Source organism: Myroides pelagicus (assembly GCF_009711055.1).
Classification (GTDB): domain Bacteria; phylum Bacteroidota; class Bacteroidia; order Flavobacteriales; family Flavobacteriaceae; genus Flavobacterium; species Flavobacterium pelagicum.
This window is the reverse complement of sequence record NZ_WMJY01000018.1, coordinates 49,952-74,178: the sequence shown is the minus strand read 5'-3', so window position 1 is coordinate 74,178 and position 24,227 is coordinate 49,952. Positions and strand designations below refer to the sequence as shown.

At 35.1% G+C, this 24,227-nt stretch carries 17 protein-coding genes and 2 pseudogenes; 10 read left to right on the top strand and 9 right to left on the bottom strand.

What is annotated here, in order from left to right:
* Positions 1-16 precede the first annotated feature (16 nt).
* Positions 17-520 (bottom strand): OsmC family protein, encoded by a 504-nt coding sequence (locus GJV77_RS09205; RefSeq protein ID WP_155036075.1) that lies wholly within the window; start codon positions 518-520, stop codon positions 17-19.
* Positions 521-809: 289 nt separating this feature from the next.
* Between GJV77_RS09205 and GJV77_RS09200 the strand changes: the two genes are divergently transcribed.
* The 4 genes from GJV77_RS09200 (at position 810) to GJV77_RS09185 (ending at position 6,262) form a co-directional block, all read left to right on the top strand.
* The gene (locus GJV77_RS09200) at positions 810-3,071 is read left to right on the top strand and encodes an aconitate hydratase (protein WP_155036074.1); all 2,262 of its coding nucleotides are present in this window, start codon (positions 810-812) and stop codon (positions 3,069-3,071) included.
* 133 nt (positions 3,072-3,204) lie between these two features.
* Positions 3,205-4,524, top strand: a complete 1,320-nt coding sequence (gene uraA / locus GJV77_RS09195; RefSeq protein ID WP_155036073.1) for a uracil permease — start codon at positions 3,205-3,207, stop codon at positions 4,522-4,524.
* Positions 4,525-4,631: 107 nt separating this feature from the next.
* Positions 4,632-5,198, top strand: a complete 567-nt coding sequence (locus tag GJV77_RS09190; RefSeq protein WP_155036072.1) for a TlpA family protein disulfide reductase — start codon at positions 4,632-4,634, stop codon at positions 5,196-5,198.
* Positions 5,199-5,323: 125 nt separating this feature from the next.
* Positions 5,324-6,262: an AraC family transcriptional regulator gene (locus tag GJV77_RS09185; RefSeq protein WP_155036071.1), complete on the top strand. Its 939-nt coding sequence runs from the start codon at positions 5,324-5,326 to the stop codon at positions 6,260-6,262.
* 52 nt (positions 6,263-6,314) lie between these two features.
* On the opposite strand, the gene GJV77_RS09180 is transcribed toward GJV77_RS09185, so the two are convergent.
* Together GJV77_RS09180 and GJV77_RS09175 are read right to left on the bottom strand one after the other, a co-directional pair.
* Complete coding sequence (locus GJV77_RS09180) at positions 6,315-7,763, bottom strand: glyceraldehyde-3-phosphate dehydrogenase (RefSeq protein ID WP_155036070.1); 1,449 nt, start codon at positions 7,761-7,763, stop codon at positions 6,315-6,317.
* Positions 7,764-7,876: 113 nt separating this feature from the next.
* Positions 7,877-9,277 (bottom strand): trypsin-like peptidase domain-containing protein, encoded by a 1,401-nt coding sequence (locus tag GJV77_RS09175; protein WP_155036069.1) that lies wholly within the window; start codon positions 9,275-9,277, stop codon positions 7,877-7,879.
* Positions 9,278-9,415: 138 nt separating this feature from the next.
* Between GJV77_RS09175 and dapF the strand changes: the two genes are divergently transcribed.
* From dapF to mltG, 3 genes are read left to right on the top strand one after another with little or no spacing between them, the layout of a single operon-like run.
* The gene (gene dapF / locus GJV77_RS09170) at positions 9,416-10,195 is read left to right on the top strand and encodes a diaminopimelate epimerase (RefSeq protein ID WP_155036068.1); all 780 of its coding nucleotides are present in this window, start codon (positions 9,416-9,418) and stop codon (positions 10,193-10,195) included.
* Positions 10,196-10,205: 10 nt separating this feature from the next.
* Complete coding sequence (locus GJV77_RS09165; protein WP_155036067.1) at positions 10,206-10,727, top strand: GNAT family N-acetyltransferase; 522 nt, start codon at positions 10,206-10,208, stop codon at positions 10,725-10,727.
* A 10-nt stretch (positions 10,728-10,737) separates the two neighbouring features.
* Complete coding sequence (gene mltG, locus GJV77_RS09160) at positions 10,738-11,775, top strand: endolytic transglycosylase MltG (protein WP_155036066.1); 1,038 nt, start codon at positions 10,738-10,740, stop codon at positions 11,773-11,775.
* Between the two features lie 283 nt (positions 11,776-12,058).
* Here the strand turns inward: mltG and GJV77_RS09155 are convergent, their stop codons facing one another.
* The 3 genes from GJV77_RS09155 to GJV77_RS09145 are packed head-to-tail and all read right to left on the bottom strand — an operon-like array spanning position 12,059 to position 17,901.
* Complete coding sequence (locus GJV77_RS09155) at positions 12,059-13,534, bottom strand: TolC family protein (RefSeq protein ID WP_240142846.1); 1,476 nt, start codon at positions 13,532-13,534, stop codon at positions 12,059-12,061.
* 12 nt (positions 13,535-13,546) lie between these two features.
* Positions 13,547-16,696 (bottom strand): efflux RND transporter permease subunit, encoded by a 3,150-nt coding sequence (locus tag GJV77_RS09150; protein ID WP_155036065.1) that lies wholly within the window; start codon positions 16,694-16,696, stop codon positions 13,547-13,549.
* A 50-nt stretch (positions 16,697-16,746) separates the two neighbouring features.
* Positions 16,747-17,901, bottom strand: coding sequence for an efflux RND transporter periplasmic adaptor subunit (locus GJV77_RS09145; protein ID WP_155036064.1), 1,155 nt, complete (start codon positions 17,899-17,901; stop codon positions 16,747-16,749).
* Positions 17,902-18,211: 310 nt separating this feature from the next.
* Between GJV77_RS09145 and GJV77_RS14915 the strand changes: the two are divergent.
* Together GJV77_RS14915 and GJV77_RS14910 are read left to right on the top strand one after the other, a co-directional pair.
* Positions 18,212-18,561: pseudogene (locus GJV77_RS14915) on the top strand (magnesium chelatase domain-containing protein); the annotation flags it as partial.
* A 17-nt stretch (positions 18,562-18,578) separates the two neighbouring features.
* Positions 18,579-18,818: pseudogene (locus tag GJV77_RS14910) on the top strand (magnesium chelatase subunit ChlI family protein); the annotation flags it as partial.
* Between the two features lie 59 nt (positions 18,819-18,877).
* On the opposite strand, the gene GJV77_RS09135 reads toward GJV77_RS14910, so the two are convergent.
* From GJV77_RS09135 to GJV77_RS09125, 3 genes are all read right to left on the bottom strand, one after another.
* Positions 18,878-19,666, bottom strand: coding sequence for a hypothetical protein (locus GJV77_RS09135; protein WP_155036063.1), 789 nt, complete (start codon positions 19,664-19,666; stop codon positions 18,878-18,880).
* A gap of 49 nt (positions 19,667-19,715) precedes the next feature.
* Positions 19,716-20,570, bottom strand: coding sequence for a KPN_02809 family neutral zinc metallopeptidase (gene ypfJ / locus GJV77_RS09130; RefSeq protein WP_155036062.1), 855 nt, complete (start codon positions 20,568-20,570; stop codon positions 19,716-19,718).
* 147 nt (positions 20,571-20,717) lie between these two features.
* A complete protein-coding gene (locus GJV77_RS09125; protein WP_155036061.1) occupies positions 20,718-23,123 on the bottom strand; it encodes a TonB-dependent siderophore receptor in 2,406 nt (801 codons plus the stop codon).
* Positions 23,124-23,242: 119 nt separating this feature from the next.
* On the opposite strand from GJV77_RS09125, the gene GJV77_RS09120 reads away from it, so the two are divergent.
* Positions 23,243-24,220: a helix-turn-helix domain-containing protein gene (locus GJV77_RS09120; protein ID WP_155036060.1), complete on the top strand. Its 978-nt coding sequence runs from the start codon at positions 23,243-23,245 to the stop codon at positions 24,218-24,220.
* Positions 24,221-24,227 lie beyond the last annotated feature (7 nt).

Genomic DNA, 24,227 nt, shown 5'->3' with positions numbered 1-24,227 from the left:
GCTGAAGAAATAATCTTCAGCCTCCTACTCGATTATGTTTTGTTTTGTCAACTCCTTGGCTATAGCACTTCGCATAATGTTCCACATCAAAATTGCAAGAATTAGCAATAAAGCAAAGTTTGTTGGCTTGTGTATGTAGCTGTAAAGCTAAGGCTGTCTGGGATTCATCTTTGATGCGTACTATTGGATTTAAGACCACTCTGATTATACGTCCGCTGCCATCATCATTTAGCACCAATGTAGCCTCTGAATGATCTTCATAAGCAAGTACCTCTATATCGTGTTGTTGGCATACGTATAGATACGACATCATGTGACACGAGGTAAGAGCACTCAGCAATAGATCTTCTGGATTTAGCAAGGTAGGGTCTCCTTTAAAAGCTTTAGCTGCTGAAATAGATAGAATATCTTTTCCTTCTATTTTGATGGTATGGCTTTTGGCATACACCTTTTTGTTTGACTCTTCTGACTTGTTGGTCGCAATCCAATTTAGGGCTGCTTTAAAAAGATGTTTGTACATATAGGTGGTTTTAAAAAGATGATGAATTTGCCAATTGAATATGTTTACTTATATGTTTTATTGATGAATTTCAATAGAGAGTACTCAACAATTATCCTTGTAAGTTTTATTCAAATTTAAGAAAAATACTCTACTAATCACTTTTGTGCTATCTTTATCTATAACCTTACTTCGTTTAAGTAGAATCATTTTAAATATAGTGGTTTAACATTTATATAGAGTTTATTAGAAGTAAAAAACTGTAAATTGTATAGAAATTTTAATTCGTATAAATAAAAAAATTTTTATTATGGCTTTTGATATAGAAATGATTAAAAAAGTGTATGAAAAGATGCCTGATCGTGTGACTAAAGCACGTGAGATAGTAGGACGTCCTTTAACATTGTCAGAAAAGATTTTATATACTCACTTATGGGATGGTACACCATCACAAACATTTGAGAGAGGAAAAGACTATGTTGATTTTGCTCCAGATAGAGTAGCATGTCAAGATGCAACAGCACAAATGGCGTTATTACAATTTATGCATGCGGGTAAAGAAAAAGTGGCTGTACCTACTACAGTACACTGTGATCACTTGATTCAAGCAAAAGTTGGTGCATCAGCAGATTTACAGACGGCGATGAACCAATCTTCAGAGGTATTTAACTTTTTGTCTTCTGTGTCGAACAAATATGGTATTGGTTTCTGGAAACCAGGAGCTGGTATTATACATCAAATTGTGTTAGAAAACTACGCTTTCCCAGGAGGGATGATGATAGGGACAGATTCACATACAGTAAATGCAGGAGGTTTAGGGATGTTGGCTATCGGTGTAGGTGGAGCAGACGCAGTAGATGTGATGTCAGGAATGGCATGGGAGCTGAAGTTTCCTAAGTTAATCGGAGTGAAGTTGACAGGAAAGCTAAATGGATGGACAGCACCTAAAGATGTTATCTTGAAAGTAGCGGATATTCTTACTGTAAAAGGAGGAACAGGAGCTATTGTAGAATACTTTGGAGAAGGAGCTACATCTATGTCATGTACTGGTAAGGGAACTATCTGTAATATGGGAGCTGAGATTGGAGCAACTACATCTACATTCGGATATGATGATTCGATGAGAAGATATTTAGCAGCTACTGGTCGTCAGGATGTAGTAGATGCTGCTGATAAAGTAGCAGAGCATTTAACGGCAGATGCTGAGGTATATGCTAACCCAGAACAATACTTCGATCAATTAATCGAAATAAATTTATCAGAATTAGAACCACATATCAATGGACCATTTACTCCAGATAGAGGAACTCCTGTATCTAAAATGAGAGCAGAGGCAGAAGCTAATGGTTGGCCATTAAAAGTAGAATGGGGATTAATCGGCTCTTGTACTAACTCTTCTTATGAGGATATGTCGAGAGCAGCTTCTATCGTAGAGCAAGCTGTTGAGCATGGTATAACACCTAAAGCTGAGTTTGGTATTAATCCAGGTTCTGAACAAATACGCTATACTATCGAGAGAGATGGTATTATCGAAACTTTTGAAAAGATGGGAACAAAAGTGTTTACCAATGCTTGTGGTCCTTGTATCGGTCAGTGGGATCGTGAAGGAGCAGACAAACAAGAGAAAAATACAATCGTTCACTCGTTTAACCGTAATTTCTCTAAGCGTGCAGATGGTAACCCTAATACACACGCTTTCGTAACATCACCAGAGATGGTTGCAGCATTGGCAATTGCGGGTGATTTAGGGTTTAATCCTCTTACAGATACATTAATCAATGACAATGGAGAAGAAGTAAAATTACTACCTCCTAAAGGAGATGAATTGCCAACAAAAGGTTTTGCAGTAGATGATCCAGGTTATCAAGCACCAGCAGCTAATGGGGCAGATATAGTGGTTGAGGTTAGCCCAACGTCAAATCGCCTTCAATTGTTAGAGCCATTTAAACCATGGGATGGTAAGAATATTACAGGGGCAAAATTACTAATCAAAGCCTTTGGTAAATGTACTACTGATCATATCTCTATGGCTGGACCTTGGTTGCGTTTCCGTGGACACTTGGATAATATTTCTGACAATATGTTGATTGGTGCAGTTAATGCTTTTAATCAAAGAACGAATAGCGTTAAGAATGAATTGACAGGTGAATATGGACCTGTACCAGCAGTGCAGAGAGCTTATAAAGCAGCAGGAATACCTACAATTGTAGTAGGAGATCAAAACTATGGTGAGGGATCTTCTCGTGAGCACGCAGCTATGGAACCACGTCACTTAGGAGTAAAAGCGGTATTAGTTAAATCATTTGCTCGTATTCACGAAACAAACTTGAAAAAGCAAGGTATGTTAGCTTTGACGTTTGCTAATGAAGCTGATTACGATAAGATTCAAGAAGATGATACAATCAACTTCTTAGATTTAACGGACTTTGCTCCTGGTAAGCAGTTGGCTATTGAATTTGTTCATGCTGATGGATCAAAAGATGTAATCATGGCAAACCATACGTATAATGCTAGTCAAATTGAATGGTTTAAAGCAGGTTCTGCATTAAACTTGATTGCAGCTGGTAAATAATTATTACTTATAATACTAAAAGAAGGTACTCTATATATAGGGTACCTTTTTTATATCTAAGAATAGGTATAATATTTGTTTTAAATTTAAGTAATTTCGTATTTCAGAAGTAATTAGTAAACAAAGTGATAAAATGAGTCAGATAAACGATAAGAAAATCGTATTAGCAGTAGATGAAAAGCCTAAATTAGGGCAATGGGTACTCCTAAGTATTCAGCATTTGTTTGCTATGTTTGGAGCTACAGTGCTCGTACCTGCTTTGACAGGAATGAATCCAGCTATTGCATTAATATCAAGTGGTATAGGCACATTAGCTTTTATTTTGATAACGAAAGGGAAAGTTCCTTCATATTTAGGTTCATCGTTTGCTTTTATTAATCCTATTATTGCTATGAAGGCACTTGAAGCAGATCCTAATTCAGGTATGCCAGTTGGGAGTTTTTTAGTTGGGAGTTTTCTTGTAGGAGTAGTGTATTCTCTAGTGGCATTATTGATCGCTAAAGTTGGAACTAATTGGTTGATGAAGTTATTGCCTCCTATTGTTGTAGGTCCTGTTATTATGGTTATAGGTCTTGGATTAGCTAGAACAGCAGTGGAGATGGTAACTAATAATCCTACAGGAGAATACGACTTAACGTATGTGTTGATTGGTTTGGTTACTTTGACTATAACAATTATTACTGCAATTTTTACTCGTGGTTTTCTAAGTGTAGTGCCTGTATTAATTGGAATTATTGGAGGGTATGCTTTTGCTGCAATTATGGGAGTAGTAGATTTTACAAAAGTAATAGAAGCGAGTTGGATTCAAGTTCCAGAGTTTAGTATTCCTTTTATTCACTATGAGCCTTCTATATCTTGGTATGTTATCTTATTGATGTTGCCTGTAGCTATTGTTCCTATTGCAGAACATATAGGTCATCAATTGGTATTGAGTAAAGTTATTGAAAAAGATTTGATTAAAGATCCTGGATTACACAGAAGTATGTTAGGTGATGGGGTAGCGACGATGTTTGCTTCTCTGATAGGTGGACCACCAAATACAACGTACGGTGAAAATATAGGAGTGTTAGCCATTACCAGAGCGTTTAGTATTTATGTGTTTATAGGGGCTGCTTGTTTGGCAATCTTGTTTGGATTTTGTGGAAAGATAGCAGCATTGTTAGGGACAATTCCTTCACCCGTGATGGGAGGTGTATCTATTTTATTGTTTGGAATTATTGCTTCTAGTGGTTTACGTATGTTGGTAGAGAATAAAGTTGATTTTAAGATCAAACGAAATTTGATTATTTCTTCAGTTATTTTAATTATTGGTATCGGAGGAGCAGCAATTCATATTGGTGATTTGTTTTCTTTAGAAGGAATGGCCTTGGCATCTATAATTGGGGTTGTTTTAAATATTGTGCTACCTGGTAAACAATTAGTTGATTTTGAAGATATGTTTAAAGAGGAGTAGAAATATTTTTCGTATTACCTATTTTTAAGTTAAATATTAGATACTCTATGGTATTTTTGAATTTATTTGTAGAATCGTTATATTTGACAGAAGCAAGCTAATTAAAAATGAAAGAAAGAAAGAAGAGATTAGGATTATTATCAAATATTATATTTATTGGTGTACTTATCGTTGTGTTTTTTACACCATTGGGTACAGATGTAAAAGTATGGTTAAATCAGTTAGTGGCTATGAGTCCGACGTTAGAAGATGAGAGTGAGTATGAGAAGGTTAATTTTAACGGCTGGGAAGTAGTAGATATAGAGGGAAATAAAGTTGATTTTAATGAGTTAAGTGGTAAAGTAATTATTATCAATTTTTGGGCAACCTGGTGTCCACCATGTATTGCAGAGAAGCCTAGCTTTCAAGAATTGTACAATGACTATAAAGATAAGGTAGTCTTTATGTTTGTGACTAGTGATGATAAGGATAAGGTTACTGCATTTAAAGAAAAGCATCAATATACATTACCTATTTACTATGAATTAGCTAATACGCCTGTAATGCTTTATTCTAAATCAATTCCTGCCTCTTATGTGATTGACAAGGAGGGAAACATTGTTGTTAAGAAGTTCCGAGCAGCAGACTGGAATAGTTCTAAGTTTAGAGTCTTATTAGACAATTTGATAAAATAGATAGTGTTTAAAAGTACATATAGAAAAGCCTTAAGAGAAGCAACTCTTAAGGCTTTTTTTAGCAAGATTGGTCAAGTCGAATAGTGGTGTACAATTTAATTTTGTTTTTTAGTTTAATAAAGCGTATGCAAAAAAGAAGTAGTTATAATAGGTATATTAAAATGGTAAACGATGTAGTTGATTATATAAACCAACATTATACCGATGAGTTGTCTTTAGCGTTGATCTCTAATCATATTGGTGTTTCTTCTTTTCATTTTCATCGGTTGTTTAGCCAAATAGCAGGAATTAGCTTAAATAGGTTTATAACGCTTGTTCGTCTAACGAAAGCTGCTACTTTATTAAAGAATAATAGGGAAATGACGATTACTGAGATTGCTTATAGTAGTGGTTTTTCTTCTCTGTCATTGTTTAGTAGAGTGTTTGTAAAACATTATGCGATGACGCCAACAGACTTTCAGCAGAAACAGCAGGGCGTAGAACAAGAGGAGTTGGCTAAAGTTGATTATCTGATAGCAGAATATAGCAAGAATGTGCAAAACAAAACTTTGAACTTTATGGAAGTTTGTAAAATAATAATTAAAAATTTTACAATCATGGAGTTTAAAATTGAAGAGAGAGTATTGGATACATTGACAGTAGCTTATGTACGCCACATTGGTGATTATAGAGAAATTGGTAAATCGTATGAGAAGCTTTTTGAATGGGCTTTCCCTAGAGGGGTGATGTCTCAATCTAGTTATAAAGTATTGACTGCTTACCACGATGACCCTGCTATTGTAGGTTTGGAAGGTTTAAGGCAAGATGTGTGTATTTCTATACCTATGGATATGAAGGTCGAAGAACCTTTAGGTAAAGTAGTTTTAGAGGGAGGAAAGTATGTTGTAGGGCGCTTTGAAATAAAGATAGAAGAATTTGCACAAGCTTGGGAAACAATGTGTTTGTACATCGTTCAAAACGACTGTAAGTTACGATTGGCGAAATCTTATGAGTTTCATCTGAACAACTTTAAAGAGCATCCAGAGCAAAAGATTATAGCTGAGTTATGCTTACCTATTGAATAAAAAAAAGTCCAGCTAACCAGCTGGACTTTTTTTTATCTATGTTTACTATCTACTAATAGTAAGTATAACGTCTTACTTGAGAAATGTATTTAGCTAAACGGATAACTTGGTGGCTATATCCATACTCATTATCGTACCATACATACATTACTACGTTTTTACCATCTGCAGAAACAATTGTAGCTTTACTATCAAAGATAGATGGAGCAGAAGTTCCTACGATATCAGATGATACTAATTCGTTGTTGATAGAGTATTTGATTTGCTCTACAAGATTTCCGTTTAAAGCAGCTTTGCGCATTACTTCATTAAGCTCTTCAACAGAAGTAGTTTTTTCGATTTCTAAGTTTAATACAACTAAAGAACCATTTGGAACTGGTACACGGATAGCGTTAGAAGTAAGTTTACCTGCCAATGAAGGTAAAGCTTTTGCTACAGCACTTCCAGCACCTGTTTCAGTGATAACCATATTTAATGCAGCAGCTCTACCACGACGGTATTTCTTGTGCATGTTATCTACTAAGTTTTGGTCATTTGTATATGCGTGGATTGTTTCTAAGTGCCCTTTAACTACTCCGAAGTTATCTTCCATTACTTTTAAGATAGGAGTAATGGCGTTTGTAGTACAAGAAGCAGCAGACCAAATATCCACTTGGCTTGGATCGTACTCTGTATTGTTTACACCGTGTACGATGTTAGGAACACCTTTACCTGGAGCTGTTAGTAATACTTTTGAGGCACCTTTAGCAGTCAAGTGACGTTTTAAATCCTCGTCCGTTTTGAAAGCTCCAGTATTATCTATGATTAATGCATTGTCAATATCATAAGCCGTATAGTCAATTTCTTCTGGAGAACCTGCAGAAATCATGTGGACTGTAGTACCGTTGATGATTAATGCATTGTTTTCTGGATCAGCAATTACTGAACCTTCGAAATCTCCGTGTACTGAATCGTATTTTAGTAAAGAAGCACGTTTTTCTAAAAGTACTGCATCGTTTTTATCACGAGTTACAATTGCTCTTAGACGCATTTGCTGTCCTTTACCAATTTTATTCATTAATTCACGAGCTAATAAACGTCCGATACGTCCAAATCCATAAAGAACTACGTCTTTTGGTACGATTTCTTCTGTTTCTTTAGCATCTTGTAATTTACTTACAACAAAACCTAAAGCATTGCTATGCTTATTGTCTTCTAAGTGGTATTCGTAAGTAAGTCTACCGATATCTATTCTTGAAGGTGGCAAATCTGCCTGTTGAATAGCTTTAGCAATTTCTACAGAATCGAAAATGTTGATCGGTTTTCCTACAAATTTTGCAGCATATTCGTGTAAGTTGATAATGTCACTAACGCTACGGTCAATCAATTGATTGCGGAACATTAGTAACTCAATTGATTTGTCATACCATAAATCACTAACGATTTTGATAAACTCTACACATGCTTTTCTGCGATCTGCTTGAAAAGCCAATTCTTTTTCGTATAAACTTGTATTTTTCATTTTAGATTGTGTTGTATAAAATTAGTGCAAAAGTCTGCTTTTTTGTTGAATAAATCAAGTTTTTAGATTAGAAAAGACCAAGTGATTGGTCTTTTCAGATAATAGGGTAGTTTTTAGACAATTATTCGAAGAACTTCACCTGAAGCACTTATTACTTCTAGCTTTATTTTCTGTTTGTTACCTAATTCTTCAAATATTCTCTGGGCTTGGTTTGTTGTCTGAACTTTTTTACCATTTATCGCAAGTAATATTCCTCCTTCTAATTCTTCTTTATATGGAGCGTATTTAGGATTTTTTACAGTTTTTATTTTTAAGCCATAGTTGAGTTTAAACTTGTTTTGTTCCTCTATTGAAAGTGATTCGAATTCAAATCCGTTATAGCTAATTGTTGTATTTTCAACTTTCATTAGACTAACTTCTATAGTATTTTCAATTCCATCTCTGTTATAGGTTACATTTACTTTATCGTTTGGACGTTTTGTATTTAGGATTGTCTTTAGGTCAACGAAAGTTTTGATTGGTTTATCATTAATACGCTGTATAATATCTCCTTTTTGTAGACCTGATTGTTTTGCTCCGGAGGTTGCTACTACTTCTTGAATATAGAAACCTTGAGTTAACGAAAGGTCCAAGTCTTTTGCAATTAGGTTGTTTAGCTCAAAGCCTGATACGCCTAGAACGGCTTGTTGCACATTACCATACTCTAATAAGTCTTCAATTATTTTTTTTGTTATATTCGACGGTACCGCAAAAGCATATCCTACATATGATCCTGTATTGGAAGAGATCATTGTATTGATTCCTATTAATTCTCCTCTTGTGTTTACTAATGCACCACCACTATTTCCAGGGTTGATAACGGCATCAGTTTGAATGAATGATTGAATACCTGTTTTTGATAAGTTTCTTGCCTTAGCTGATACTATACCAGCTGTAACTGTTGAGGTAAGATTAAATGGGTTTCCAACAGCGATAACCCATTCGCCTAGTTTTAAATTATCGGAATCACCAAATATGATATAGGGAAGCTTCTTGTCTGTGTCAATTTTTAGTAGCGCTATGTCCATCTGTTTATCTGTACCGATGAGTTTTGCTTTATAAGTTTGGTTGTCATTAAGTGTTACTTCTAATTCAGAAGCATTATCTATGACGTGATTATTGGTGACGATATACCCATCTTCTGTTATGATTACGCCAGACCCTGTACCAACTTGTGCTTGTGTTTGTCCTTTATAGCCATAGAAAAACTCCATAATAGGGTTACTTCTTGTCTGGACGTAGCTTAAATTTTTAACGTGTACTACTGCGTGAACCGTATTCTCTGCTGCTTCAGTAAAATCGATTCCAGCAATACTTGTATTTGTATGCGTAGGTAGTTGGGGAACGGTCGAGGTAGATTGTACTCCTTCTTGTTGGTTTTGTAGGGTTGAACTTTCGAAAAAGTATTTATACCCAACTAGGGTGATAGCCCCGCTAATTAAACTTAGGAATAATAAACTGATTGTTTTTTTCATAATTAACTAAAAGCTTACTGATTTGATATGTAAAAATAAAAAAGCAAGAATAGAATAAGAAGTGCTTTAACCAAGACTTAACATAGTGTGATTCTGAACAGAATTTGTAAATTTGCTTTTCATTAAATTGCAGAGTATATGTTGAAATTTTATAAGTATCAAGGAACTGGAAATGATTTTGTCATGATAGATAATCGTGATTTAAAGTTTCCAAAGAAAGATGTTTCACTAGTTAATCTATTATGTGATAGAAAATTTGGTGTAGGAGCAGACGGATTGATATTATTAGAGCAGGCGGAAGGGTATGATTTTCGTATGGTGTATTACAATGCAGATGGAAATGAGAGTACAATGTGTGGAAATGGAGGTCGATGTATCGTAGCCTTCGCTAAACACTTAGGAGTGATTAAGGAGGAGTGTTGTTTTATAGCTGTTGATGGTGAGCATAAGGCAAGAATAGATGAGGATAATCTTGTCTCTTTGCAGATGATTGACGTTGATCAGGTTTTAGTTGAAAAGAAATATAGCTTTTTAAATACTGGATCTCCTCATCACGTACAAGTTGTCCGTGAATTGGATCGTTATAATGTATATGCTAAGGGTAAGGGTATTAGAGAGAGTGATCTATATGCACCAGAAGGAACAAATGTAAACTTTGTAGAGCAAGAAGGACCAAACCGATTTAGAATTAGAACGTATGAGCGTGGCGTTGAAGACGAGACTCTATCTTGTGGGACTGGCGCTACTGCTGTTGCTATAGCGATGTATGAACAAGGCAAAGCTGATAGTACGACAATTGCTATAGAGGTAGAAGGTGGTGACCTGATGATTTCGTTTTCGAAAGAAGGTGATAAGTACCAAAATGTTTACTTGACAGGATCTGCTACATTTGTCTTTGAAGGAGGGTTTAATATTTAAGTAAACAAGTATGTTTATTCAAGGGGATAATATTTATTTAAGAGCACTAGAACCAGAGGATTTATCGTTTATCTATGAGATAGAGAACGACATGAAACTTTGGGAAGTGAGTAATACACAGACACCTTATAGTCGCTTTCTTATTCGTCAGTATTTAGAAAATGCGCATCAAGATATTTATGAGGCAAAGCAACTGCGCTTGGTGATTTGCGATTCGGTGACAGACAAAGTTTTAGGTTTAATTGATTTATTTGATTACGACCCCAAGAATAATCGAGCAGGTGTTGGTATCGTAGTTCAATATGCAGAAGATAGAAATAAAGGTATTGGGACAGCTGCACTTGCAATGATCGTAGATTATGGTGTCAACTATTTGCATCTCAATCAATTATATGCTAATGTTGCAGTAGATAATAAGGCAAGTATTGCTTTGTTCGAACAAGCTGGTTTTGAGTTAGTAGGCATTAAAAAAGCTTGGACAAGGGTAGGGAATACCTATAAAGATGAAGGATTATATCAACTAATATATTAATAAAAACACGATGAAATTAAAGAATATTTTTATTCTAGCTACTGTGCTTGGTGCATTTGGAATATTAGGCTATCTATATATTTGGTATGGAAGTGCTTTTAATAGCAATCTACAAGGATGGGACGAGAAAGAGTATATTTATGTCAGAGAAACGGATAACTTTGATACGGTAGTAAAGACACTAACACCTTACCTTAATGATGTAGAGAGTTTTAAATCTATTGCAGAACAACGAAATTATGATGCCTTGGTGATTAATGGTCGTTTTAAGTTGAGAAATGGAATGAACAACTACGATATTATTCAAGCGTTACGCGATAACAAACCTACACGAGTAACATTTAATAATCAAGAACGCATCGAGAATTTGGCAGGTCGTATTGCAACACAAGTCGAATCGGATAGTATTATTTTACTTGAGACGTTTTTAAACAAAACATTCTTAGCTGATAATAATCTAACACCTGAGAATGTATTAGTTGTATTCTTACCAGACACTTATGAATTTTATTGGAATGTCAATCCTATAAAATTACGCAATAAATTACAAGGAGAGTATGTTCGTTTTTGGAATGAGGAGCGTTTGAAAAAAGCAGAAGCTATTGGATTGACTCCTGTAGAAGTGTCTATTTTGGCATCTATCGTTCAGAAAGAAACCGTGAAAGCTGATGAACGACCAAAGGTAGCAGGTGCCTATTTGAATCGTTTGAAAATCGGTATGCCTTTGCAAGCTGATCCTACTTTAGTTTATGCTTATAAAAAATATACAGGTGATTTTGATGAAAAGATATATCGTGTGTATAACAAGCACAAGGAAATTGATTCGCCATATAATACCTATAAAAATGCTGGATTACCACCAGGACCAATTACTATGCCTGATAAAAATTCAATTGAAGCGGTTTTAAACCCAGAGCAACATGATTATATTTATTTTTGTGCAAGTGTAGATCGTATGGGATATCATGAATTTGCTAAAACATTAGCACAGCACAATGCAAATAGTGCGAAATACCACGCTTACTTAAATAGAGCAGGTATTAGATAGCGTAAAATATTTTTTTGAATAGATATTTGTAAGAGGAAAAGAGCAATCTTTTCCTTTTTTTTGGGGAAGTGTTGCCATTCTTGCCCAATGCGTGCAGATTACGTGCAGTTTGCCTGCCCAGAAGTATTTTCTTGGCAAGAAAACCTCAAGAAAGGTGCACGTATTCTTCAAATAACGTAAAAAGAGAGGTCTGAGACTGATTCCTCTAGTGTATAAAGGAACAGATCCAAAAAAAAGGGAAACCTGTAAAGATTCCCCCTTTTTAAGTGCTGTTTATTGAAGATTATTTCCAACCTCCACCAAGTGTTTTGTACAAATTAATGCGTGATATTAGTTTAGCTTGTCTAAATTTGTTTAGATTTAGTTCACTATCTAATAAGTTCTTTTGAGCATTAATAACCTCGATATAGGTAGCATATCCACTGTTAAATAGCAAGTTTGATTGTTTAACACCTAGCCTAGAGGTTGTTACTTGTTCAGCAGCTATTTCGATTTGTTCATCTACTGTTTTTAGATTCATTAATGCGTCAGTTACTTCTGTGATAGCTGTATAAACAGTTCGTTGTAAATCTATTTCTGCTTTCTCCCTATCTATTTTTGCTACTTCGAAGTTTGTTTTTAGTTTTCGTTTATTGAAAATTGGGTTTGTTGCTTTGGCTATGATACCACCAAACAATGAACCTGGGATATCAAACCAGTTTCTAGTCAGTACACTGTTAAGTCCTCCTGTTAGATCTATTGATAAGGAAGGGTATCTACTCGCTTGAGCTACGCCAACTAGTGCATTCTTTGCCTGAAGATTTAGTTCTGCTGATTTGACATCTGGTCGCATGCTTAACATGTGTAAAGGAACACTAGTTGCAAGAATTTCATTTGTATTTGCTTCAGCTAACTTAGTTTCACGTTGGATATCTGTTGGCAGTTGTCCAGTTAATAAAGACAATGCGTTTTCTTGATTAGCAATTTGTTGTTTGAGAGAAGGAATTAAAGCTTTAGCAACTAACATTTGGTTTTTGGTTTGTTGAATTGCTAAGGAAGTGATTTGACCTGCATCTCTTTGAAGTTCAACTATTTTTAATGTGTTTTTAGTCAAGTCATAGTTGGTTTGCGCAACCTCCATTTGAGCATCAAGTAATAATAAGTTGTAATATCCTTCAGCTATACTAGCAATTAATCTTGTTTGTACTGCTTTTGTAGCCTCTGCAGTTTTTAAATAATCTGCTAAGGCTACTTTGTTCTTGCTTTTTATCTTTCCCCAAATGTCCAGCTCCCAACTAAAAGATAGACCTGAACCATATTGTACTGAATTGACAAACATGTTTTCTGGCGCTTCTTCTCCTTTGTGATTGTAGTAGCTACTAGAAGGAGAGCCATAATAGTTTTTAGATCTAAACTGGTAATTAACACTTCCCAAGGCTAGGTCTAAAGAAGGTAGCCATTCTACTTTTGCTTGTTTAGCACGTTGATTAGCAATATCTAGGTTTTTGATAGCTGTCAACATATCAAAGTTATGCGCTAATCCTTTGTCAATTAAGTCAATTAACTGTTCGTCTTCAAAGAATTCACGCCACGGGATATCTGCTATAGTTGTTGAATCTTGTGCAATGTTTAGTGTATCCTGACCTCTAAAATGATCAGGAACATCTAAATTAGGTGCTTTATATTTTGATTGAGGAGCACAAGAGTTGAGCACCAAAGCACTTGCGATAAATATCGTAAATATTGTATAGGTTGCTATTCTTTTTGAGCTATTCATCATTGTTGTATCAATTTATTCGTTAGTAAATTTTGCTTTTAGTTTTTCATCCCAGTTTTGGAAAATGTAGAACAATACAGGTATAATAAATATACCAGCAATTACTCCAAAAATCATTCCACCTGCGGCAGAAAAACTAATTGAATGATTACCTTGTGCAGAAGGTCCGACTGTAAACATCAAAGGTACTAGACCTGCTACGAAGGCAAATGAAGTCATCAAGATAGGTCGTAACCTCATTTTTGCACCTTCTACCGCGGCGTCAAAGATTGATAACCCCCTTCTTCTTTGTTGTAAAGCAAACTCTACAATAAGGATAGCATTCTTTGCCAATAGACCAATCAACATAATTAACCCTACTTGTACGTATATGTTGTTTTGTAAGCCAGCCAAATTGACAAATAGTGCTACACCTAGTAATCCTGTAGGTACAGTCAGTAAGATGGCAATAGGTAACAAATAGCTTTCGTACTGAGCACATAATAAGAAGTAAACAAAGATTATACTTAATGCAAAAATTAAGATAGCTTGATTACCTGAATCTTTTTCTTCTAATGACATACCAGTATATTCATACGAGTAGTTACCAGGCATTTTTGAAGTTACTTCATCGATTGCTTTCATCGCATCACCTGTACTATAGCCAGGAGCTGGATTTGTTTTAATAGATATAGCATTGTATAAATTATATCTTGTTACAGTTTGTGGACCTAATACTTTTTTCAACTTAATCAAAGTACTTGCAGGTAACATTTCACCATCTTTATTGCGGACATAGATAGAATTAAATGATTGAGGACTTTCTCTATATTCTATATCTGCTTGCATATAAACGCGATAAGTACGTCCAAATCGATTAAAGTCTCCTGCTTTGATTCTACCGTAGTAGTTTTTGATAGTGGTCATTAATTCTTTTACACTCACTCCAAGAGATTTTGCTTTAGCATAGTCAATCTCTAATAAGTATTGAGGGAAGTTCGCCTTGAAAGAAGTAAATGCGTTGTCAATCTCAGGTCTTTCATTCAATTGAGCTATAACGTCTTCTGCTGTTTTGCTAAATTCATCAAACCCTCCACCCATACGGTCTTGGAGAACAAACTCAATACCTCCAAAGTCACCAAACCCTTGGATAGTTGGTCTTGGGAATACATTGAATGTAGCTTCATTAATCACAGATAAGTCCTCTTTGATTTGACTCATAATTTTGTCTATATTCTTTTCATCACCTCTATCTTTGTATGGTTTCAAATTAATAAAACCTACGGCAAAAGATGGACTTGCATTACCATCAATAGCATTATATCCAGAGATTGCCGTCATACCTTCGATATCTGTTCTTTTCTTTAGAATACTGTCGGCTTTTGCTAATGCTACTTTAGTACGTGCTAATGAGGCACCAGGTGGCATAGCTAATGAGTAAGTTAGAAAACTGTCATCTTCTCTCGGGATAAATGATGAGGGTGTCTTATATAAAAAGAATACTCCAACTCCTATGATTAATGTTAATCCACTGATAGCAATTTTTTTGTTATTGATTAATTTCTTAATTGTAGCAACATACTTCTCTGTGAACGTGTCAAATGCGGTATTAAACGAGAAGAAAAAGCGACCACTTATTCTTTTGAATTTATTGGTTTCTTTGTTAGTAGCATATTCTTCACCACTTGGTTGTTTTAGAAACAATGCACAAAGGGCAGGACTTAAAGTCAATGCATTAACTGCTGAGATTAGAATGGCAAAGGCTAGGGTATAAGCAAATTGTTTGTAAAATATACCTGCTGGTCCTTGCATAAATCCTACTGGTAAAAAAACAGCGGACATTACTAATGTAATCGAAATAATCGCTCTAGTAATTTCACTCATTGTTGAGATAGTAGCCTCTTTTGCTTTCATTCCAGTGTGATGCATCTTCTCATGTATCGCTTCTACAACGACAATGGCATCATCTACTACAATACCAATCGCTAGTACCAAAGCAAACATTGTCAAAATATTGATGGAGAATCCCATCAAGTAGATGAAAAACAATGTTCCAATTAATGAAATAGGAATTGCAATTACGGGGATTATTGTTGATCTAAAATCTTGTAAGAATAGATATACAATAACAAATACCAAGAAAAAGGCCTCAAATAAAGTATGTTGTACTTGACTGATTGATTCGTCGATCTGATCTTTTACTGAATAGCTGATATCATAATGTATTCCTTTAGGGAATGACGTAGATAAGCGTTCAAGAACTTTTCGAACAGCAATATCGATATCTCTAGCATTTGAGCCAGCCGTCTGTGTGATGTTCATTGTTAGTCCAGGAAACCCATTTACACTATTGTCACTACCAACGTTCGAAGCTCCAAACTCAACTCTTGCTACATCTTTCAGCTTTAATACAGAACCATCTACATTTGTTTTGATAATAATATTTTCGTATTCCTCAGGTAAGCTAAATCTACCTTTGTGTTTTAAGGCTGTTTCAAAAGCTTCCTCAGAAGTTTCTCCAAAGTTACCTGGTGCAATTTCAAAGTTTTGGTCTTTGATAGAAGCAATAATATCTTGTGGAGTTAAGTTATATAGGGCTAATTTTTCTGGATTAAGCCATGTTCTCATTGAGTAGTCACGTGCTCCAATACGGCCCACAGAAGCTACACCAGGTACACGTAGTAATTCGCGATTGATGTTGATCTGTGTATAGGCTTGAAGAAATGTTTCGTCATAAACTTCTTCAGGATGATCACTATAGAAGTTGATTGTCATGATGTTACCACTCTGACGAGGTGTAACTGAGATACCATTTTCATTGACCTCAGAAGGCAAATTACTCGATGCTTTACTTACGCGATTTTGTACATTAACTGCTGCTTGGTCAGGGTCTGTTCCTGCTTTAAAGAAAACGTTGATCGTACCAGACCCACTATTACTCGCTTTTGAGCTAATGTAAGTCATATTATCAACTCCATTGATTGATTCTTCTATAGGAAGTAATACACTTTGCGCTACTGTTTCTGCATTTGCTCCAGGGTAGGAAGTAGATACTGTCACACTAGGTGGGGCAATTTCAGGAAAACGAGTGATAGGTAATAGTGTAAGTCCTACTAAACCAAGTAATACGAACATAATCGATATTACAGTAGCTAGTATAGGACGCTGTATAATAGCTTTTAACATAGTATCTTAATTTGTAAGGTGATTTTTAATCTCAAATATTATAGGGAGGGTTAATTAATAGGCTTTACATACATTCCTTCTGTAAGCTTGTCAAAACCAGTCTTTATTACGCGATCCCCAATCGCAAGTCCGTTAGGTACAATAAAGTTACCTCCGGAAACTCCGTCAACAGTGATTGATTGTAGTTTTACCTTGTCTTCACTATCTAAGATGTAAACGAATGTTTTGTCTTGAATAGAAGTTGTAACTTCTTGTGGTATCATAATGACACTAGGTTTCGTTTCTTTTACTTTTACGGTACCCGTATTACCTGATCGCATTACGTCTTTAGAATTGGGAAAAGAAGCACGAACAGATATAGAACCAGTAGTACGGTTAACTTGACCATTAATCATATCTACTTTTCCTTTTTCAGCGTATTCATGACCATCAGCAAGGATTAAGGTTACTTCAGGTAGCATTGTTCCATTGCTTTTGGCAGTAGTAGAGTCCGTGATTGTTTTGTTGTCTTTACTGAAATATAAGAAGTCGGATTCACTCATTCCGAAGTAGACATATACTTCACTAACATCTGAAAGGACTGTAAGAGGCTCTTTATCACTTTTAGAAACCAAGTTACCAATGCGTTTTGGCATTCTACCAATATATCCACTCACAGGTGCTTTAATAATAGTGTAGTTTAGGTTGATTTGAGCACTTGCCACTGCAGCACTTGCTTTAGCTAGTGATGCACGGGCTATTTCGTAGTTCGCCTTAGCTGTTTCTAATTGTACTTCCGCGATTACCTCATTGTCAATTAGTGGTTTTAGACGGTCAATTTCTAATTTGGCGTTTTTCAATTTAGCTTTTTCTACATTCTCTGTAGCGATCATATTGTTTAGTATTTCTTGGTAAGGCAATGCATCAACTTGAAATAGAGGTTGTCCTTCATGAACAAAAGAACCTTCATCTACGAATATCTTTTCAAGAATACCTTCAACTTGTGGTCGTATTTCTACATTTATTTTTCCTTCGATATTACCGATATAATCTTTTACTGTGATAGCAGTAGCTGTATCAACAGTAATAATAGGAAGTGCTAAGGCATTTTCCTTAGGGTCTAATTTCTTAGTAGAACCCATATTGCAGCTGTTAATTCCAATTAATGTTCCGATCATTATTAAAGCTGAAATGGCTATTAAAACTGTTTTTTTACTTGTTATCATCTTTGTTAAATTCATTTAATTGTTAAAAAGGTGAGGTTTAATCTGTGTTATACTATTCAATACTAGTGCCAAACTCTAATGGACGCAAAAAAATACTTGGTTTGGTTTTAGTAAGTTATTGATTTATAGTTTGTTGTTTTGGGTTGTTCACTTTTTTTGATCTCCTGAAGTATTAATACTCTTTAAAGGGCTAAGTGTAGCTTCTTGTGGATACGTTCCACACTATGGAAGTCTGATGTAGTTAGGAAGTGTGGTGTTTTTTTGAAGAATATTCCAGGTTTAAGAAAATATTATTATAAATAGCCAGAGTATGTTAACAAAAGTTTTTGGTAGTGCCGTATTTGGCATTGAGGCTACGACAGTAACTGTAGAAGTCCATATTGATAAAGGTATTAGCTATCACTTAGTAGGTTTGCCAGATAGTGCTATTGAGGAAAGTAGCTATCGAATAGTAGCTGCTTTGACAAATATAGGTTATAAATTGCCCGTCAAGCGAATTACTGTCAATCTAGCGCCTGCTAATATGAGAAAGAAAGGAAGAATCTGCTTTATGATTTGACCTTAGCACTTGGAAAATTGATTGTATCTGAACAGATAGTATCTACAATAGAAGTTGATAAGTGTATGATTATGAGGATGGTATCGCTAGATAGAACAATGTAAAGTATTATTGGGGGCATTACAACGCTCAAATGACTTCTCCTTTAATTAGAAAATTTTGTTCATTAGATGAACAGTCCTTAGGACTTTTAAAACAAGCTATGCAACGATTAAATCTATCTGCACGGGCTTATGATCGAATCTTAAAAGTTGCACGTACAATTGCTGATTTAGATAGTCAAGAAGCAATATTAGCGCATCATATCGGAGAAGCTATTCAATATAGAAGTCTAGATCGCGAAGGCTGGTTGGGATAATGAAATAACAAAAGGCTGAGACAATGAATGTCTCAGCCTTTTGTTATAGTTTATAACGACTATTTCTCTTCTGTTGGGAAGTATCCTATAACTTGTCTGTACAAAGTGAAATAGATTGAAAACAAGTAAGGTAAGAACAATAGTATTCCAATTATAAATAAGAATAAACTACTCATTAATAGGAAGTAATTTAAAACTATAGTAAGTATGATTGGAATAGGTTGTTTATTTACTACCATAATACTATTCTTTATAGCAGCTAGTGGCTTACTATCACCAAAAATGATTAGGGGGATAGTAAATATTGTCAGTGTGTGAATCAACCAGTTTAAGGCAAGTGCAACCATACCTAATTCCATTAACTGCAACGGAACTGAAATAATTGTAAATAGGCTTGAAATAATAATTACTGCTATAAATACATAAAGACCTTTAATACTGACAAAATATTTAAAAGCACTTAAAAAACGAGGGTATCTACCCATGGCCGCATCTGCATTCATCTTAAAAAAACCTGCAATTACTATACTACTCAATGCGGTCGCTATTACTGAAGCAAGTAAGTAGTAGTATAAGTATGGCGGTGTAGCCAATAGACCGACCCATTCGTTCATCAATGCTGTTAGTTGCTCTTGCATGACAACAGGATCTTCTTTATCTAGTTCAAAGTTGTTGGTAATTACAGTAGAAGCAATCAGCATCACAGCAAAGAAGATAAATAAACTAGACGATATTACGGGTAATACAGTACGTTTGTAATAGCTAAAAGCTTCACCCATAACATTGAAAGGAGCTATTAGATAACCGTTTTCTTTTATGTGTTTTAATTTGTCGTTTAAGTTATTCATTGAAAGTTTAGGCTACTGCCAATTTTATGTATGATTAATGTCGTTCAGACTATCTAATATAGTCGAAAGTATTTCCTTGTTTGATGTCTCCGGTATTATAACCTTTCATAAACCACTCTTTGCGTTGCTGAGAAGTTCCATGGGTAAAAGAATCAGGGTTTACTTGACCACTTACTCTCTTTTGGATTGCATCATCTCCAACAGCTTGAGCAGCACTCATGGCGATTTCTATATCTTTTGGTTCTAAGTGTTTTTGGTTGTATCTTGTCCAGAGACCTGCATAGAAGTCAGCTTGTAGCTCTAATCCAACAGAAAGCTTATTAGCTTCTTTTTTACTTATTCCTTGTTGAGCTTGATGTACTTTGGCATTTGTACCTAACAGGGTTTGTACGTGATGTCCAACTTCATGTGCTATGACATAGGCAATAGCGAAGTTTCCTCTTTCGGCACCAAACCGGTTGTGTAATTCTTCGAAAAATCGCAAGTCCATATAAACTGTTTCATCAGCAGGACAGTAGAAAGGACCTACGTCAGCTGTTGCAGATCCACATTTAGTGTTTACGTTGTCGTCAAATAACTCCATTTTTGGTTCGCGATATTGTAAGCCATTTTCACTAAATACTTTATGCCAAACATCTTCTGTGTCAGCAAACATTACGGCTACCATTTTACCCATAGCAATTTCTTCTTGCGAGAGTTGTCTGGTTTCTACTTGTTCTGTTTGTTGTCCTGTATTTAACTGCTCTATCACTGGAGCAATCTGCTTTCCTGTATCACCTCCAAAGATGTATAATAACATCGCAATGATACCAACTAGTCCTCCTCCTAGTGCTGTTTTTCCTGCTGCCGATTTGCCTCGGCTGTCTGTAACGTTTTTACTTTCTCTGCGGCCTTGCCATTTCATACCTTTATCGTTTATTTTTGAGCAAAAATAGTAAAAATACTAGTCTTACTAGAATAAATAAAGTTAAGTAATAGAATGAAAAATCTCCTTAACTTAGTTTTTGTCTAGAGTTAAGGAGATTGAGTTAAATATTAAAATAGTTATTCATTAGAATGTATAGGCTAGACTAAGCTTGAACGATAGTGGCACAGTAGCTCTCCATCCATAGTGTGTATAGCCCCACGCACCTGGGAAATACCCTACATAGTTGTAGCGATCTGTTATATTGTTTACAATAAGGTTAAAGGCATAGCCATTTTTCTTATACGAGATACCTCCATCTAAAGTAAAATAGTCATCTGGTAGGTATTTTTTTGCTTGTACAGGTGCTTGTGAACGATCTTTTTGGTATTGATACCCCAATGAGAATCCTAGTCCTTCCATTTTACCTGTTGGTATTCTATAGGTTAACCAAGCATTCGTACTGTGTTTTGCAGTACCAGGCAACAGCATTCCTTTCTTAGCAGGATTATTATCTTCTGTAATTTTCGCATCTGTATAAGCGTAGTTCATGGTAAGGTTTAACCCTTCGGTTAATTGCCCATTTAGATCAAATTCTACTCCTTTTGAACGTGCTTTTCCACTTTGTACCATAATATCGCTATTCATATCAGGATTAAGTGGAGTCAAGATATTTGTTTTATCAATTTGATAAAGAGCTAATGAAGTATAAAGTTTTTTGTTAAACCATGTTTTTTTGATTCCGAACTCTATATTTGTTCCTTTAGACGGATCAGCTGATTCGTTGTTTTCAAGGCGGCCTAATTGCTCTTGGAAACTTTGATCATATAAAGCATAGGCTGTCAATGAAGGTGAAAAGTTATAATTCACACTAAAACGCGGTGTATATGCTTGGTTTTTCTCAGCATCCCCATTGATCGCACGGGAAGTTTTTTCTGTTGAGGTATAACGAACACCTAATCCTAAGCGAAGTTTATCTTCTAACAAGATAATTTCATCCTGAACATATAAAGAAGTATAACTGTATTCGTTGATATTTCCAGCTGAGCGTTCGCGTAAAGAGCGAGAGCGATCGTATACTGGAATATCTGATTTTTTTAGGTTCCCATATACTGGATTATATATATTGAATAAATCTCCGACTTGTGCTACGGCTCCTGTCTCATCTCTCACTACAGACCAGTCTGCGATATGTTCTTTTTGCCCCATATCTAGTCCAAAAAGGATATTGCTTTTAACTCCTTTTGCTAGGTCAAATGTACCATTCATATATACTTGGCCTAGTTTAGATGTATTTAAGGCGTCGTTGATTGAAAGGTTTCTTTTTACATTACCAGCATCGTCAATAGAGTTATATATTGGGTATAAACTTTCGCCTTCCATCGTTGCAGTTACATAACCTAATTTAGTAGTCAGGTTCCAGTTTTCGTTTATGCGGTGATCTAAGTTAATGAATACATTGTGTTCTTTTATTGTTGTCGGGTCAATAATTGGATCACTAAAGGTAAACTTTCTAGGTAGGTCTTTGAATCCTTTTTTTGAATAAGCGTATTTTGCAAAACCTCCTTCGAACTCATTTGAATTAAAGATGTATTCAAAAGTTACATTTGTATTTTCGTTGATATTGTATTTTAGGGAAGGAGCAAAGGATAAGTAATTGTTTTTGTTGTATAACAGATAGGAGTCTGACTTTGTAGCCATACTATTTAAGCGGAAAAGAAGTTTGTCATCTTTAGATAACTTTGTGTCGATATCTACTTCTGCACGATAGAGGTTAAAACTACCTAATGTTACTTTTACTGTTTTTTTATTTGTTCCTTTTGGTTTCTTAGTTACAATATTATAGAACCCACCAGGTTGTGTATTACCCATCATGAAGCCTGCAGGACCTTTGACGAACTCTACTCTTTCGATGAATGTGTTGTCTTCTCTTAATGGACCAAATGCTCCAGAGATATCCATACCATTTCTTAAGTTACTTGCGGAGTATCCACGTACATAAATACCTGCACTAGCTTGTTCTTGATGAAGGACAGAGCGGACACCACTAACATTTTGTGCAATAGCATCACTAATGGTCATACTAATTTGATCGTCCATAAGACCTCTATCAATAACTTGTATACTTTGTGGAACCTTTAGTAAATTGGCTGCTGTACGAAGGGAAGAAGAAGAGCGTATATTCTTATTGGTATTGATTACGACTGCATCTAAAGTCTCGTTACTATCATCATAAATCATGAAGTCTTTAAGGACCTGTTCATTTGGGGTAATAATGATACTATCTTTGACAATTGCATTTTTGTATTGAATGGTAATCAGATATTTTCCTGCTTTTACATTATCAATATGATATTTTCCTTGTTCATCAGCAATTGATAGATACTGATTATTATTCAATTGTACACTTGCCCCAACAAGTCTTTCGTTGATATGACTAACAATAGTTCCTTTTACTCCACTTTTATCTTGAGCAAAACTAATCATTGATGTGAGTAGTAGCCCTCCAAATAGTGTTTTTTGCCAAACTTTAAATAAATATCGTGTTTTCATTATTTAATTAATTTAGATTGAATAAATTTGAATTCGCAGACAAAAGTATAAGCTACGTTACCTATAAGCTTAGCCAAATGGGATAAAAAAATAGCACTTTAGAATTCTATGAATAAAAAATGGAAGTAAGTAATCACATTAGTGACTTTTTTGAAATTGAAAGTAAGACTGATTCATCACAGAAGATAAATAAGAAAGAAATGACAACTGATGAAGGAGACTTTACGACACACTATATATATGATAGTGTGGATATGCTAATACGACAGTATTGTTTGAAGTATTCAAGTGATTATACATTGCATTATAATTTTGAAGAAACAGATTATATAGAGTTGAGTTTTTTCTTTGGAAAACATATAGTCAAAGATGTTTTGAACGGTAAACCGAATAAGTACTTACCTTTTCACAGTTATCTGCGATATATCGAATCGGGGTCTAAAGCTACAGTAAGCTTTGAAAAGGAGTGTGTCTATGAACATCTAGATATTTATCTTCCGTTAACTTTCTTTGATGAATGGAGTCAGCAAGATGAACGTATATCTGAATTTACTAAAGCGATACAACGCAATGAGACCTATACTATGTTTAAGAACGTAAAAATCTCACAAGAGGTGTTAGTGTTGCTCAATGCAATTAAGACTTGTTGTTATCAGGGAATCATTAAGGAGATTTATGTCAAAAGTAAAGTCTTAGAGATTTTATCTATTTTATTTGATCAACACACCAAAGGAAAAGAGGCTTGTGCAAAGGTTATGTACTCTGTCAAGTTGATAGAAGAAGATAAGCAGGTGTTGCAACAAGTGAAGGAGTATATCGATACTCATTATAAAGAGTTTCCAACTACAGAGGAGCTAGCTAAGCAGTTCTTTATCAATGAACATAAACTCAAGAGAGGATTTAAATATCTATATAATTACGGTTTGTTTGAGTATGGGCAACAAAAGCGAATGGCAGTAGCGATAGAGATGCTTGAAGAGGGGAGTCACTCTATCACTGAGATTGCATATGATTTAGGATACTCTACAGCTGTAGCTTTTTCAAAGGCATTTAAAAAGCACTTTGGTTACCCACCAAAGAAGTTTCAAGTGAACTAAAAAAAAG